The 12,919-nt window shown below is 58.7% G+C and carries 12 protein-coding genes; 5 read left to right on the plus strand and 7 right to left on the minus strand.

Features of this window, described 5'->3' with window-relative positions:
* Positions 1–122 precede the first annotated feature (122 nt).
* Positions 123–1,043 carry a universal stress protein gene (locus BSF40_RS22885; RefSeq protein WP_095966867.1) on the plus strand — a complete coding sequence of 307 codons (921 nt, stop codon included), beginning with the start codon at positions 123–125 and terminating at the stop codon, positions 1,041–1,043.
* 21 nt (positions 1,044–1,064) lie between these two features.
* On the opposite strand, the gene BSF40_RS22890 is transcribed toward BSF40_RS22885, so the two are convergent.
* The 3 genes from BSF40_RS22890 to BSF40_RS22905 all read right to left on the minus strand — a co-directional run bounded on the left by BSF40_RS22890 (position 1,065) and on the right by BSF40_RS22905 (position 5,600).
* Positions 1,065–2,264 (minus strand): patatin-like phospholipase family protein, encoded by a 1,200-nt coding sequence (locus tag BSF40_RS22890; protein ID WP_095966868.1) that lies wholly within the window; start codon positions 2,262–2,264, stop codon positions 1,065–1,067.
* Between the two features lie 326 nt (positions 2,265–2,590).
* Positions 2,591–2,872, minus strand: coding sequence for a hypothetical protein (locus BSF40_RS22895; protein WP_095966869.1), 282 nt, complete (start codon positions 2,870–2,872; stop codon positions 2,591–2,593).
* Positions 2,873–3,464: 592 nt separating this feature from the next.
* The gene (locus BSF40_RS22905; RefSeq protein ID WP_095966870.1) at positions 3,465–5,600 is read right to left on the minus strand and encodes a calcium-binding protein; all 2,136 of its coding nucleotides are present in this window, start codon (positions 5,598–5,600) and stop codon (positions 3,465–3,467) included.
* Positions 5,601–6,129: 529 nt separating this feature from the next.
* On the opposite strand from BSF40_RS22905, the gene BSF40_RS22910 reads away from it, so the two are divergent.
* The 4 genes from BSF40_RS22910 (at position 6,130) to BSF40_RS22925 (ending at position 10,250) form a co-directional block, all read left to right on the plus strand.
* On the plus strand, positions 6,130–6,690 hold the full coding sequence (locus tag BSF40_RS22910) for a YSC84-related protein (protein WP_095966871.1): 561 nt from the start codon (positions 6,130–6,132) through the stop codon (positions 6,688–6,690).
* Positions 6,691–6,922: 232 nt separating this feature from the next.
* Positions 6,923–8,137, plus strand: coding sequence for a sodium/glutamate symporter (gene gltS, locus BSF40_RS22915; protein WP_015094820.1), 1,215 nt, complete (start codon positions 6,923–6,925; stop codon positions 8,135–8,137).
* 115 nt (positions 8,138–8,252) lie between these two features.
* Positions 8,253–9,068 carry an AraC family transcriptional regulator gene (locus tag BSF40_RS22920; protein WP_095966872.1) on the plus strand — a complete coding sequence of 272 codons (816 nt, stop codon included), beginning with the start codon at positions 8,253–8,255 and terminating at the stop codon, positions 9,066–9,068.
* A gap of 108 nt (positions 9,069–9,176) precedes the next feature.
* The gene (locus tag BSF40_RS22925) at positions 9,177–10,250 is read left to right on the plus strand and encodes a low specificity L-threonine aldolase (RefSeq protein ID WP_256589575.1); all 1,074 of its coding nucleotides are present in this window, start codon (positions 9,177–9,179) and stop codon (positions 10,248–10,250) included.
* Positions 10,251–10,329: 79 nt separating this feature from the next.
* Here BSF40_RS22925 and BSF40_RS22930 read toward each other — a convergent pair whose 3' ends face one another.
* The 4 genes from BSF40_RS22930 to BSF40_RS22945 form a co-directional block, all read right to left on the minus strand.
* On the minus strand, positions 10,330–10,587 hold the full coding sequence (locus tag BSF40_RS22930; protein WP_095966954.1) for an Atu4866 domain-containing protein: 258 nt from the start codon (positions 10,585–10,587) through the stop codon (positions 10,330–10,332).
* A 15-nt stretch (positions 10,588–10,602) separates the two neighbouring features.
* The gene (locus BSF40_RS22935) at positions 10,603–11,340 is read right to left on the minus strand and encodes an SDR family oxidoreductase (RefSeq protein WP_095966873.1); all 738 of its coding nucleotides are present in this window, start codon (positions 11,338–11,340) and stop codon (positions 10,603–10,605) included.
* Between the two features lie 133 nt (positions 11,341–11,473).
* Positions 11,474–12,397: an NADP-dependent oxidoreductase gene (locus tag BSF40_RS22940; RefSeq protein ID WP_095966874.1), complete on the minus strand. Its 924-nt coding sequence runs from the start codon at positions 12,395–12,397 to the stop codon at positions 11,474–11,476.
* 75 nt (positions 12,398–12,472) lie between these two features.
* Entirely contained in the window at positions 12,473–12,913 is a 441-nt protein-coding gene (locus BSF40_RS22945; protein WP_095966875.1) for a DoxX family protein, read from the minus strand.
* Positions 12,914–12,919: the final 6 nt, after the last annotated feature.

Raw genomic sequence — 12,919 nt, forward strand, 5'->3', positions numbered from 1 at the left:
CCATTTGACAAAGATCAAACCCGACGCCCTGAACAGCGGCAAGCTAAAGGAAAGGTTTCACTGCCCAATAACGCCGCAGCATTCGGGCGAGCGACTGCGCGATTGCCTACCGGAGATCTGTCATGTCTGATCAATTACGCTTCATGCTGGTCGTTTCGCCGTTGATGGAAAACAGCCCCGCCTTCGACCGGGCCGCTGCCTTGGCCAAGGCCTCAGGTGCTGCCCTGCACATCGTGGCGTTCGATTATCTTGAAGGGCTGGCGACTGCAGGAATGGTCAATGGACAGGCGCTGGAACAGATGCGGCTGGGCTATGTCGAGCGCCATCGCCAGTGGCTGGAAGACCAGGCCCGCCCCCTGCGTAAGATCGGTGTGCACGTCACCACGGAAGTCGTCTGGGTCGAAAGGCCCTTGCAGGAAATCCTCATTCATCTCAAAGAACAGCCAATGGCCGTATTGATCAAGGCACTGGAACACGAATCGCTGCTGTCACGCCTGATGTTTACGCCATTGGATATCCACCTGCTACGTGAATGCCCGGTGCCCCTGCATTTTGTCAGTCATTTGCACAACGCTTTGCCGCGCAAGATCGTCGCCGCCGTTGACCCTTTTCATTCTGATGAGCAATACGAAGGCTTCAACGACAGCATTCTGCGCGAGGCCTCCAAACTGGCGAGCACCTGTAATGCAGAACTGGACGTGATCTACGCCCATGACCTTTCCAGCATCAGTGCGGACGAATTCGGTTTCAGCAATGGATCGGCTTTTTTCTCCTCGGGAAAAGCCAAGTCGCTGTTCGAGGCGCAGGCTGATGCGTTTCGCGAACTTTCTGAGCGCAACGGTATCCCGCCGGAGCACCAGCACATGATCATGGGCAATCCGGTCAAGGTGCTTTCCAGCTACGCGCAGACTTATGACATCGATGTGATTGTCATGGGACGCATTGGTCATCGCGGCATGGAGCGGCTGGTTGGCAGCACGGTGGAACATCTGCTGTACAAGTTGCCCTGCAGCGTGTGGGTGGTTTCTCCGGAAAAAATCTGAATGTTCGATGACGCGCTTGTTTCATCGTTTAGCGTTTTCCAGGTACGGCAATTTATGCCACGGATAGCCCTTCGCGCTGAGTTGAAAGGCGTAATCGAATAAACGCTTCATGTACTCGCCATCGAATTTCCGATCGTGCGCAAAGTTAAAGTCGGAGCCAATGTACGCAAGATTGAAATCCGCCCCATCCTGTTGCGCCATACGGTAGATACGCTCCAGATCGCTGATCCCCTGGGTTTGAATCAAGGCACTGATGGCTCGACCGCCGATGCTCAATGTGCGGCGCTTGGTCCCGGACCACTGTGGCTCCAGTGTCCCGTTACGAATGACATAGAAATGGCGGTCGAATCGCAACGGTGCTCCGGTGGCTTTGCTCAGCGCCATCACGGTGCTGGGTGGGTAAAGAAACACTTGGGTGATAACCCCTCCGTCCACGTGCATTTCCTGGAACTGTTTGCCGTCCACGTCCACATCAATCATGACGGGTGAGACTGCACCGGGAATGCTCATTGACGCGAGCATGATGTTGCGAAAGAGGTCGAGCGCTCCCGGTGCCCGGCTTGCAGCAATCGCGCCCATGTTCCAGGTGACTGGCCGGCCGGAATCAAGGTCTGTTGTGCCGATCAGCAGGATTCGTCCTTTGGCGTACTCCGTCGCAATTGCCTCAAGAGTCTGTGCCGTGACGTATTTTGCGATGAGCCGCGACAGTGGCTTGCTGTCCGCTATACCGTCGCTGGCAAAACGGGTTAATACGTTTCGCGAATGAAAAATGTCTTTGGGACCGATTGCGTTGGAGACATACCGAATCACGCCGTCGTAATCGGACCCCAGGTAAGCGAACGGGGCGACCAAGGCACCCGCGCTAATGCCTGTGACGACCTTGAACTGGGGGCGAGTCCCATGCGTCGTCCATCCCGCAATCAATCCCGCTGCGAAAGCGCCCGCATCGCCGCCACCGGAAACCGCCAGCATATTGGCCAGCGGAAGGATATGGTTCGGCTTCCCGGCCTTGGCGAGCACCTCGCTCTCACGCTTGTTGGACTGAACCGCATCCTCAATGAAAGGCGTCAGGTCGTGGTCCAGCCTGTAGCGAGCATTGGGAATGTCCGGGATGACCGCTTTTTCCGTCAAGGTTGGCGGAACAGCGTCACGACGTGGCAGACACGCTTGAAGAAACATGTCCAGAGTTGAGGCGCCTGGTCTGAGCGGGAATGGTTTCAAAGCGCGTCTCCAGCCCTTGCCGTCGTCGGCAAGCGCTCATCATCGCCGAGAGAGTCCCTCCCCGGCTGCTCGAGTTGACCACACGCCAGCCCCGCCTGCGGCACTACATTCGAACGCCCGGCTGATCATTCTGCGCTCCTTTCCCTGATAAAAAAACTCATTGGCCGCGCGCGCCAGGTTTCATACGAAAGCCGTTGGACTCACCAGGTTAAGGGGCAGAGCGTAATATTCAACAAGCCGGGTTGGAGCGCCTGATGAAAGAGCATGGTTTCAATAACCAGCAGAAGATGCATCAGAACCACTAGTTCACGAATTACAACCCACTATTAGAACAGGACGTTGTATTTATTATTGGCGATGTTCAGTGTTGCCATAACCCTGACAGAACGATCAGCGTAGAACTTCTGGATAATGCCGTCATACACACAGAGCACAACCCCTTCACTTGGCACGTATGAACTACCGTTATCCACCAGCATCAAGTTGTGCACGCCGTAACTACGAGTGATATCTGGCTTGAGCTCGTCGCAAATGGCCAGGTGATCAGGTTCGCCAGCAATGGCGATAAGGGGTGCAAGCAGGGTCAACAGGATGAGTGACTTTTTCACTTTGGCTCGCCTTGACGCACATTGAGTTTGAATCTGACAGGCTCGGCATTCAGCAATACTGCAGGCACAACAGCAGATGAATATATATTTACACCCGGGTGTCCGAGCAAATGCAAGATACCCGTTATTAGCTGCCTTAAAGCTCATGACGCCGGATGGTAGTTTTGGCTTGACTACCTGTCAATATGCGATATCTGCTAGATTTTTATGCAGTATCGGATCCCATCAAATGCAAAAACCGACTGTTTAACTATTGGAACATCAATAATAAAACCGACAAGCCAACCAGGTTAATACTGAGTTTCCATCGTTAAGATCAGCGATTTGCAAGGCACCCAAGTTATCTCGTGCTTGCAACCGGTCCTGGTGGTGACGCTCAGCAACTGTCGCAGGTGCTCATCGACAAGCGTGCTGCCCGAGCTCAAGGCCCAGTTCGGTGAAAAACTCAATGGCAGCGTCGATGTCTTCTACAACGATGCCGATGTTGTCCATGCGCTTGACCGTCATGATGTCTCCCTGGCGCTTGAAGGGGCCCGACGCCCGGCCTGAGGCATGCTCACGCCCTCAATCGGCGTGAGCATGCGTCGTTCACTCACGTAAAGGCGAAATCCGACTCGGTGATGGCGGCCTGTGGCACGCCGCTCAAGGTGATGGTTCCCACCTCCGGCCGGCCCGTGACGCTGATGATGGCCTCGCCGAACTCTACTCCAACGGTGAGGCTGGCGAAGGTCAGACCGCTGGCGCTCAGATCGATCAGGTCAGTGCCGTCCTCGAAGTCGGCGATGGTGTCCGTTCCCCAGAGGGCACCGAACTGGAACCTGTCCGCATCGAGGCCGGGTTCGAACTGGACGCTGCCAACCATGAAATCACCCGCCGCGCTGCCCACCAGCCGGTCGTCCCCGGTGCCACCAATCATGAAGGCGCCTGCGCTGCCCGATTGCAGTGTGTCGTTGCCTTCATTGCCCTCAAGGGTCGTCTGGAAGGCGAACTCGGCGCTGCTGCCGATCACCAGGTCGTTGCCGGCTCCGCCGAAGGCACTGCCGAAATCCTCGATGGTGAGTGTGTCGTTACCCTCGCCGCCGAACAAATTATCCAGGCCAGTGCCGCTGAGCAGCACGTCGTCCCCCGTACCGCCATCGAGCAGGTCCTCTCCTGCCTGTCCGAACAACTGGTCGTTGCCGCCGAGGCCGAAGATCTTGTCGTCGCCATCGGTGCCGACGATGATGTCGTTGCCATCGGTGCCCGCCGTGACGAACTCGGTATTGTTACCGAAGTCGCCCACCGTGAAGTTGTTGACGCCAAGGAAGTTCGCCGTGAAGTCGGTGCTGTCGAGCCGGCCGTTGTCATCGTTGTCCGCTATCAGCCAGGTGTTGCCCTGGCGGACCGTGTAGAACAGGTCGGTGATGCCATTGCCGCCGCCGACCAGTGCCGCGCCAAGCTGTGGATTGAACGTGACCTGGCCACGAAACACGAACTCATCGTTCAGCTCGAGCGTATCGCCCCCGGCCACACCTGCGCCCTGGAAGTCCTGGATCGTATCGAAGGTCGCGAAGGTCGAGCTCGGGTTGAACGAGGCAAGGAAGAACTCGAACTCGTCATTGCCGGCACCGCCGTTCAACTGGTCTGCCCCGGCGTCGCCTTCGAGCGCGTCGTCACCATTGCCGCCGAACAGCTGGTCGTTGCCGGCATCGCCGAACAGTTCGTCGTTGCCGTCCTCGCCGAAGATCTGGTCGTTACCCTCTCCGCCAAAGAAGTCGTCGTTACCGACACCACCGAACAACTGGTCGTTACCGGCATCGCCGTCGAGGGTATCGTTGCCGGCACCGCCATTGACGATATCAGTGCCATTGCCGCCGGAAAGCGTCGTGTCATTGCCGGCGCCACCGTCAATGATGTCGTTGCCGTCGCCCCCGGTGATGAGGTCGCGGTCATCGCCGCCGTTGAGGGTGTCATTGCCGAGCCCCCCGGTAAGCCGGTCGATTCCCGCGCCACCGTTGAGGATGTCGTTGCCGGCGCCGCCGTCGACGATGTCATTGCCGTTGCCGGCGTTGACCACGTCATTGCCACCGAGCGCCAGGATCGTATCGGGGTCCGGGGTGCCGTTGATCACGTCATTACCCTCGGTGCCACGCAGGACGAAGGCCGTGGTGCCGAAATCGGCTCTTGTGAGGTTGTGCTGTCCCGTCAACTCTACGCAGAAGTCACTGGCGTCGAGCACGCCATTGTCGTTGGAGTCCGCGAACAGCAGCGTGCTGGCGGCACCTACGGCATAAAACACCTCGGTAAAGCCGTTGCCGCCGAAACCGAGCGAAGCGCCCAGTGTCGGCACCGTGGGGCGAGCCCCCTCGAAAACCAGGCGGTTACTCGCGGAGAGAAGCAGGTTGTCACCACCGGCAATGCCGGCCCCCTGGAAGTCGGTCACCGTGTCGCGGGCCAGGGAAGTGGAATCCGCGCCAATGCCGACGAACCAGTTGAAAGCGTCATTATCCGCGCCCCCGGTCAGGGTATCGGCACCGACATTGCCCGTGAGACTGTCGAGTCCGGCGCCACCGCGCAGGAGGTCATCGCCGTCACCACCGACGAGTTCATCGTTGCCGTCACCCCCTTCTATCGTGTCGTTGCCTCCCTCACCCAGGATGAAGTCGTCGCCGCCAAGGCCGAAGATCTGATCATCCTCGGGGTTGCCAAATATGAAGTCGCCTTGTTCAGTCCCATTGATAACAGCCATGGTACTACCCTCCATTAAAGGAAATGGTACGCGTTAACTGCGTTACAGCGGGTTGGGTGAATTAGACAATCCCAAGGGGTCGCCAGTGCGCCATTTGGGCCTCCCGTTTATCGCGAATACAGACGGGGGTTCTGGAGCCCTCGCCAACCTTTCAACGCCGCTACATGGCTGGCTCGGGGGTTTCAGGGCAGGAGGGTTTGAAAATCTGCTATCTCCGGCGACCAGAGGAAACATTAAGAAACACTAAAGACTTCCCCTGCGTGAACTTTGACAAAAGTTCTACCGCACACCTTTTTTCTCGACAGGCCCTCCAAAGAAAGGCCCGGCGAACGAACACCGCCATTGCGCAGTGGTCACAACATCTGATGGCATCGCAAATGACAGGTGATTACGAGCCTGCTTCATACAAAAGCGATGCTTGAATTCACACATTTCAGGGTGCGCCGGATAACCTCAGCGGATTCAGTTGCTGCCAAATGCAGGCGCCTGCCGCTGCTCTCATCCAATGCTCCCTCAGCGGAGTATGCAAATGACTCAATCAATGCGGTTCTTCCTCTCGTTTTTCCTCGCCACTGCAACATTGGCATCGACCGGTTTCCTGAACAATGCAGGAGCGGCCACCGCCGAGGATCTCAATGCCGATGCCAAACAAGCCTTGCAAACGCTTTACAAGGCCCATCCGTTTTCCGAAAAAATCTCGCACGAGGCCAAAGCGGTGCTGGTTTTCCCGAAAATCATCAAGGCGGGTCTTGTGTTCGGTGGCAGCTACGGCGAAGGCGTCATGATGAAAGGCACCACAGTCGACAATTACTACAACTCCGTCAGCGGTTCATGGGGGCTGCAGGCCGGCGCCCAGTCGTACGGCTATGCGGTTTTCCTGATGACCGATAAAGCCGTGAAATATGTCGCCGAAACCAAGGGCTGGGAAATCGGTGTGGGGCCAACGGTTGTCGTGGTTGATGAAGGGGTGGCGAAGAACCTGTCCAGCTCGACGCTGAAAGACGACGCCTACGCGTTCATCTTCGACCAGCAAGGGCTAATGGCGGGGGTCAGTATCGAGGGAACGAAGATTTCCCTGATCAAACGCTGAACTCAGCCGTTTGACTGGCCATCGGGAGCGTGATGGCGGCCTATGCCAATACTGGTGGGTTTTCCCATTCAGGCTAGGCTGTCCTCACTGCTGGCGCACAGACGTAGCTGATGATTGGACTATCTGGACGAGCACGGCTGGCAGTGGCTGTATCGACCATTCATTGATCCAGGTCTAAACATTGAATGATCGAATCCTGATAATGATTGATCAGTTTTTAGGTAGGCCTTAAATGACTTCACAGCTCTTCCAGGTTCACGGCCTCGTGAGTTTTACCCTTGCCATCCTCCTGCTTTTCCTCGGCAAAACCCTCGTCCAGCACAACGCCTTTCTCCGTCAATACTGTATCCCCGAATCGGTGGTCGGCGGCTTCGTCTGTGCGGCGGTGACGTCCCTGCTCTACTTCGGCCTGAACATCCAGGTCGAATTCGACCTGCAGGTTCGCGACACCCTGCTGCTCTATTTCTTCGCCGGCATTGGCTTGAAATCGGACATGCGCCAACTGCTCAAGGGTGGGCGCCCGCTGCTGATCCTGCTGTTACTCGCCGCCGTGTTCATTCTCCTGCAGAACTCGCTGGGCATGGGTGTGGCCCAGGCGTTCGGGCTTGATCCCAAGGCGGGCCTGATGGTGGGCTCCATTTCCCTCACGGGCGGAGTGGGCACCACCCTGGCCTGGGCACCGCTTTTCGTCGAGAAACTGGGCATCAGTAACGCCCATGAACTGGGCATCGCCAGCAACACCGTCGGCCTGATTGCCGCTTGTGTCATCGGCGGCCCTATCGCCAACCGACTGATAGATCGTTACCGACTGACGCCGTCCAGGGATGCGGAGCTGGAAGTCGGCATTCTCGAGCAACAACCGAGCAAGGCGCTGGACTACTACGACGTGCTCTGGGCGTGGATGTGGCTCAACCTGACCCTGATGCTCGGCTATGGACTCAACCTGCTGCTGGTCGATGCCGGCATCACCCTGCCCAAGTTTGTCAGCTGCCTGTTCGCGGGCATCGTCATTCACCACCTGGTACTCGCCTTCGTGGGTGATCAACGCCTGAAAAGCTGGAGCGGCGCCAGCCTGGGTCTGTCACTGATCTCCGATATCTGCCTGGGCATGTTTTTGACCATGGCCCTGATGGGGCTTCAACTTTGGCAGCTCAGCGGCGCGCTGTTGTTCATTCTGTGTGCGTTGACCCTGCAAATTCTGCTGACGGTCGCCTATACGTATTTTGTAGTCTTCCGCTTCATGGGGCGCGATTACGAAGCCAGCGTGATCGCTTCCGGATTCGGCGGGATCGCCCTCGGCTCCACGGCGACAGCCATCGTCAACATGTCGACCGTGACACAGAAGTACGGCGCGGCGCACCAGGCCTTCCTGATCGTGCCACTGGTGTGTGGTTTTTTCATTGACCTGGTCAATGCCGTGATCATCAGCCTGTTCAGTGGCCTGTAGCGACCGCGGGTGCCTCAGTAACCACCTCCGTTACTGGCACCCCATGGATCTGAACCGCGTGAGCACCTAGACTTTGGGCGCCCCTGCCCTCCTCGCCGATTGTTGAACGGGTCCCATGACTGAGCATGCCAAGTACCATCACGTGTCCGAAGTACCAGGCCTGGTGCTGGGCTCCGCACGCTTTGCCGATGTCGGCTTCGATCGCCATTACCACCTCGACTTCCACATTGGCTTTGTCACCGAAGGCATCCAGCGTCATCGTTCGAAAGGCGAGTCGTTTCTTTTGGGGCCGGGACGCATTGCCCTGATGCCGCCGGGTGAAATTCACGATGGTGCGTCTGAAGGCGGCGGCGCCTATACGCTCAAGACGTTCCGCCTGTCGCAGGCACTGATCGCGGACATGACCGAGGAGATCAGCGGTCAACCGAGGGAGCTTGAGTTGACCAGTGTGTTGCTGGAAGACCCGCGGCTTGTGGGCAACCTGCGCGGTCTGCACGAAGCGATGCAGCAGGCCGTGGGCCCCGGCAGCCTCGCGCTGCAGACACAATGGATCACCCTGCTTGAACGCCTGTTGCACCAGTCACGGACAATCACGCCCGAAAGCATTCCCGGATCGCTCTCAGCCCTGCAATGGTCGCGCGTCAGGGACTATTGCTTCAGTCACATCGATCAGCGAATCACGCTCGATGATCTTGCCGGATTGTGCGGTCTGGGCCGATTCCCGTTCCTCAAGCAGTTCAAGCGGACCATTGGCATGACGCCGCACGCATGGCTGCTTCGGCTGCGTCTGGAACGGGCGTGTGGCCTGCTATCGCGCAGCGGGCAACCGATCGTCGATGTCGCCCACGCCGTCGGCTTTTACGATCAAAGCCATTTCAACCGCGCCTTTCGCCAGGCATTCGGCGTTGCACCCTCGCGCTACAGGACTTAGGGCGTCGCATCAGGCGAGCGTCAATTTTTTACAAGCGCGACAACCGTCCCTCTCCCTAGGATGCGCCAATCCAGGCGAAACACCTTCGCCTGCGCAGCCGAGAATTGGATGATGAACGGTGAAACAAGCAGAGCGCCCGCCCTGGGTTTTTCAAGTGACAACATCGCAGGCGCATCGCCGGAGGTGGCACACGCCCTCGCCAAACACAGCACGGGCCAGGCGGGGCCCTATGGCAGCGACGAGTTGACGGTGCGGGTCCAGCGCAAATTCAGCGAGATCTTCGAGCGCGACGTGGAGGTCCTTCTCGTGCCCACCGGCACCGCCGCCAACGGCCTGTGCCTGAGCGCGATGACACCACCCTGGGGAAACATCTATTGCCATCCCGCCAGTCATATCAACAACGATGAATGCGGCGCGCCTGAGTTCTTCTCCAACGGCGCGAAGCTGATGACCATCGACGGCCCTTCGGCCAAGCTGGACATCAACCGACTGCGTGAGCGCACCCGCGAAAAACTGGGAGACGTGCACACGACCCAGCCCGCCTGCGTCAGCATCACCCAGGCCACCGAAGTTGGCAGCCTCTACACCCTGGACGACATCGCGGCCATCGGTGAGGTCTGCAAGTCGGCCTCCCTCGGGTTCCATATGGATGGATCCCGATTCGCCAACGCCCTGGTGTCCCTGGGTTGTTCGGCGGCAGAGATGACCTGGAAGGCCGGCGTGGATGCCCTGTCGTTTGGCGCCACCAAGAATGGCGTGCTGGCGGCGGAAGCCATCGTCCTGTTCAACGCCTCGCTCGCCACCGAAATGAGGTACCGCCGCAAGCGTGCAGGTCACCTCTTCTCCAAAATGCGTTTTCTTTCGGCGCAGATCGATGCGTACCTGAGCGATGATCTCTGGCTGCGCAATGCCCGCAAGGCCAACGATGCCGCCCAGCGCCTGGCGCAGGGGCTTGCCGGGCTGAGCGGCGTTGAAGTGCTGGGCGGCACCGAGGCGAATATCCTGTTCTGTCGGCTGGACTCAGCCGTGATCGATGCGCTGCTGAAGGCCGGGTTCGTCTTCTACCATGATCGCTGGGGCCCCAACATCGTGCGTTTTGTCACCTCGTTCGCCACCACCGCCGAGGATGTCGATCACCTGTTGAGCCATGTGAGGCGAGTGGTGAGGTCGGTACACGCATAACGGGCGCAATGCTCGATGACGGATGCCGGCGGTGCTCACTCTTAGTCGAATGAGCACCCGCCACTGCGGCCTCAGGCGTCTACATCTGGCGATAAAGAATCATGCCCGCGTGATACAGAATCCCGTCGCGGAACTCCCCGTCAGCCGTGAAGCCGGTGTCATCGACGTACTCGATGTGGTCACCCTCCAGCCAATACCGGCCCTGGTAGGCACTCGTCTTGCGGCCCCGGGCTTCATCGTACCGGCCACCCGCTAACAGCTCGTGGCGGATGAACCCGTCTGCCGTGACCCACAGACCGACGTACTTAGCCTGATCAGCGGATTTTTTCCTCGTCATGTTCAGGTCCTCCATTCAGAACGCACTGGCGGTCGGGCGGACAATCAGCTCACTGACGTCCACATCGGCAGGTTGTTCAATGGCGTAAGCGATCGCACGAGCGACGGCCATTGCAGGGATGGCGATCTTGCGGAACTCGCGCATCTCGGCCCGCCCGCCTTCATCGGAAATGCTCTCGGCCAATTCGGACTCGGTAACGCCCGGGGAAATCACAGTGACACGGATGTCCCCGCCGACCTCCTGGCGCAACCCTTCCGAGATGGCGCGCACGGCAAACTTGGTCGCGCAGTAGACCGCCGCCGTCGGGCTGACGGTGTAGGCACCGATCGAGGCGATATTGATGAACTGGCCTGATTGCTGTTTTTGCATCAGCGGCAAGCCTGCCGCGATACCGTGCAACACTCCGCGAATATTGACGTCGATCATCTGGTCCCACTCGGAAACTTTCAGCGCCTCGAGTTTCGACAGCGGCATCACACCGGCATTGTTGACGATCACATCGACCCGGCCATGCAGCTTCAACGCAAAGTCCACAAACCCTTGCATGTCGTCTCGGCGGGTGACATCCAATGCCTGGAAGTGCGCGACTCCACCGCTCGCGTTAATCTCGCCACAGAGTATTTCGAGGCGCTCGGTACGACGCGCCCCGAGCACGACATGCGCCCCCTTGCTGGCCAACAGGCGCGCTGTCGCCTCGCCTATGCCACTGCTCGCGCCCGTGATCAGAACGACTTTTTTCGAGATGTTCGACATGACCTAATCCCTCACTTGAGTGTCTGGTGACGCGAGAGCGGTGTCTCGCTGCCAGTCCAGATTAGGGATAACGGCGCTCGGCCAGTTAGTCAGATCCTTCTGACAACTTGCCTGATCCTGTCGGGGGAACACCTTACTTCGTGGCGTCGAGAACAAGCCTGCCCTGCAAATGCCGGCCCATGCTTTTCTCGATCGCCACTTTCGCCTCACTCAACGGGAATGCCTCGACGTCGCCCCTGAGGTGTCCCTTGTCGAACAGTTCGGCAATCAGCGAAAGCTGCCGGCCATCGGAGCGGGTGGCAAAGTTGGCCGGGGTCACACCGTAGTCGTTGGCCAGCGACATGTTCGGCAGGCTCACGGGCGATACCAGCACGCCGTGTTTTTTCAGCACCGCAAAGGAACGGGTCTGTGTGTCGCCGCCCACCAGGTCCAGTACCACATCGACACCGGACACCAGCTCGTCGAATGCCTGGGTCCTGTAGTCGATGGTGTAATCAGCGCCGAGGTCTTTCAGGTAAGCATGATTATGCGCGGAGGCCGTTGCGTAGACTTCGGCCCCCAGGTACTTGGCCATCTGCACGGCCATGCTGCCCACACCACCGGCCGCGGCGTGGATCAACACTTTCTGCCGACGTTGCACACCCGCGTGTTCGGTCAGGGCCTGCCAGGCCGTCAGGGCCGTGGCGGGGACAGCGCCGGCCTGCAAGGCACTCAGTGACTTGGGTTTCAGCGCCAGTTTTGCAACCTGGGCGACGGCTTTGGTCGCATAACCTCCGACGATGTTGATGAAGCCAAACACTTCATCACCAAGGCTGAACTCAGTGACACCCTGCCCCAGCGCGATCACGGTACCGGCCACTTCAACCCCCGGGGTAAAGGGCAGCGGCAAAGGGATGAAGGCTTTCATGGCACCGGAAAGGATCTTCCAGTCAATCGGGTTCACCCCGGCTCCGGCGACATCGATCAGCACTTCACCGACACCGGCCACCGGGTCGGCAATATCTTCCAGACGTAAAACTTCAGGGCTGCCGTATTCGTACACGCGTATGGCTTTCATGGAGGTCTCGACTATCGAAAAAGAAGGGAGAAGAACATTGCGCGGCGAGGGGCTGGCCTTCGCAGCGCGGGGGTATCAACGACGGCGAGCGTCGAGGCTGAAACGACCGGCACCAAAAGCCACGACCTGCAGCAGGCCACCGGCCATCGCGATGTTCTTGAAGAAGTGGATGAACTGGTTTTGATCGCCCAGGGCGTTATGGAAAGCCAGTGCGGTAAACACGCTGAATACAGCCAGCACAGCGGCAACGGTGCGGGTGCGGTAACCGGCGATCAGTGCCAGGCCACCACCGATTTCAACGACGATCGCCAGCGCCAGCGCCAATTGTGGAAGGGGAAGACCCACAGAGCTGATGTAGCCGACCATCATGGCCGGAGCGGCCAGTTTCGAAAAACCGGAGAGGATGAAGATTGCGCTGAGCAGTACGCGGCCGATCAACGAGACCGAGGCTTGGGTGACGTCGCTACCGCTCTGTTCAGAGTTGGCGGAATGAGCGATGTTTGCGGAAGTCGACATGAGGCA

The sequence above is a fragment of the Pseudomonas sp. ACN5 genome, from assembly GCF_002303975.1.
Taxonomy (GTDB): domain Bacteria; phylum Pseudomonadota; class Gammaproteobacteria; order Pseudomonadales; family Pseudomonadaceae; genus Aquipseudomonas; species Aquipseudomonas laurylsulfatiphila.

Coding starts and splice junctions, on each gene's coding strand:
- BSF40_RS22930 (WP_095966954.1), bottom strand. CDS start 10,587: ATGACGAGGAAAAAATCCGCTGATCAGGCTAAGTACGTCGGTCTGTGG.
- BSF40_RS22940 (WP_095966874.1), bottom strand. CDS start 12,397: ATGAAAGCCATACGCGTGTACGAATACGGCAGCCCTGAAGTTTTACGT.
- BSF40_RS22920 (WP_095966872.1), top strand. CDS start 8,253: ATGACTGAGCATGCCAAGTACCATCACGTGTCCGAAGTACCAGGCCTG.
- BSF40_RS22925 (WP_256589575.1), top strand. CDS start 9,177: ATGATGAACGGTGAAACAAGCAGAGCGCCCGCCCTGGGTTTTTCAAGT.
- BSF40_RS22935 (WP_095966873.1), bottom strand. CDS start 11,340: ATGTCGAACATCTCGAAAAAAGTCGTTCTGATCACGGGCGCGAGCAGT.
- gltS (WP_015094820.1), top strand. CDS start 6,923: ATGACTTCACAGCTCTTCCAGGTTCACGGCCTCGTGAGTTTTACCCTT.
- BSF40_RS22910 (WP_095966871.1), top strand. CDS start 6,130: ATGACTCAATCAATGCGGTTCTTCCTCTCGTTTTTCCTCGCCACTGCA.
- BSF40_RS22885 (WP_095966867.1), top strand. CDS start 123: ATGTCTGATCAATTACGCTTCATGCTGGTCGTTTCGCCGTTGATGGAA.
- BSF40_RS22945 (WP_095966875.1), bottom strand. CDS start 12,913: ATGTCGACTTCCGCAAACATCGCTCATTCCGCCAACTCTGAACAGAGC.
- BSF40_RS22905 (WP_095966870.1), bottom strand. CDS start 5,600: ATGGCTGTTATCAATGGGACTGAACAAGGCGACTTCATATTTGGCAAC.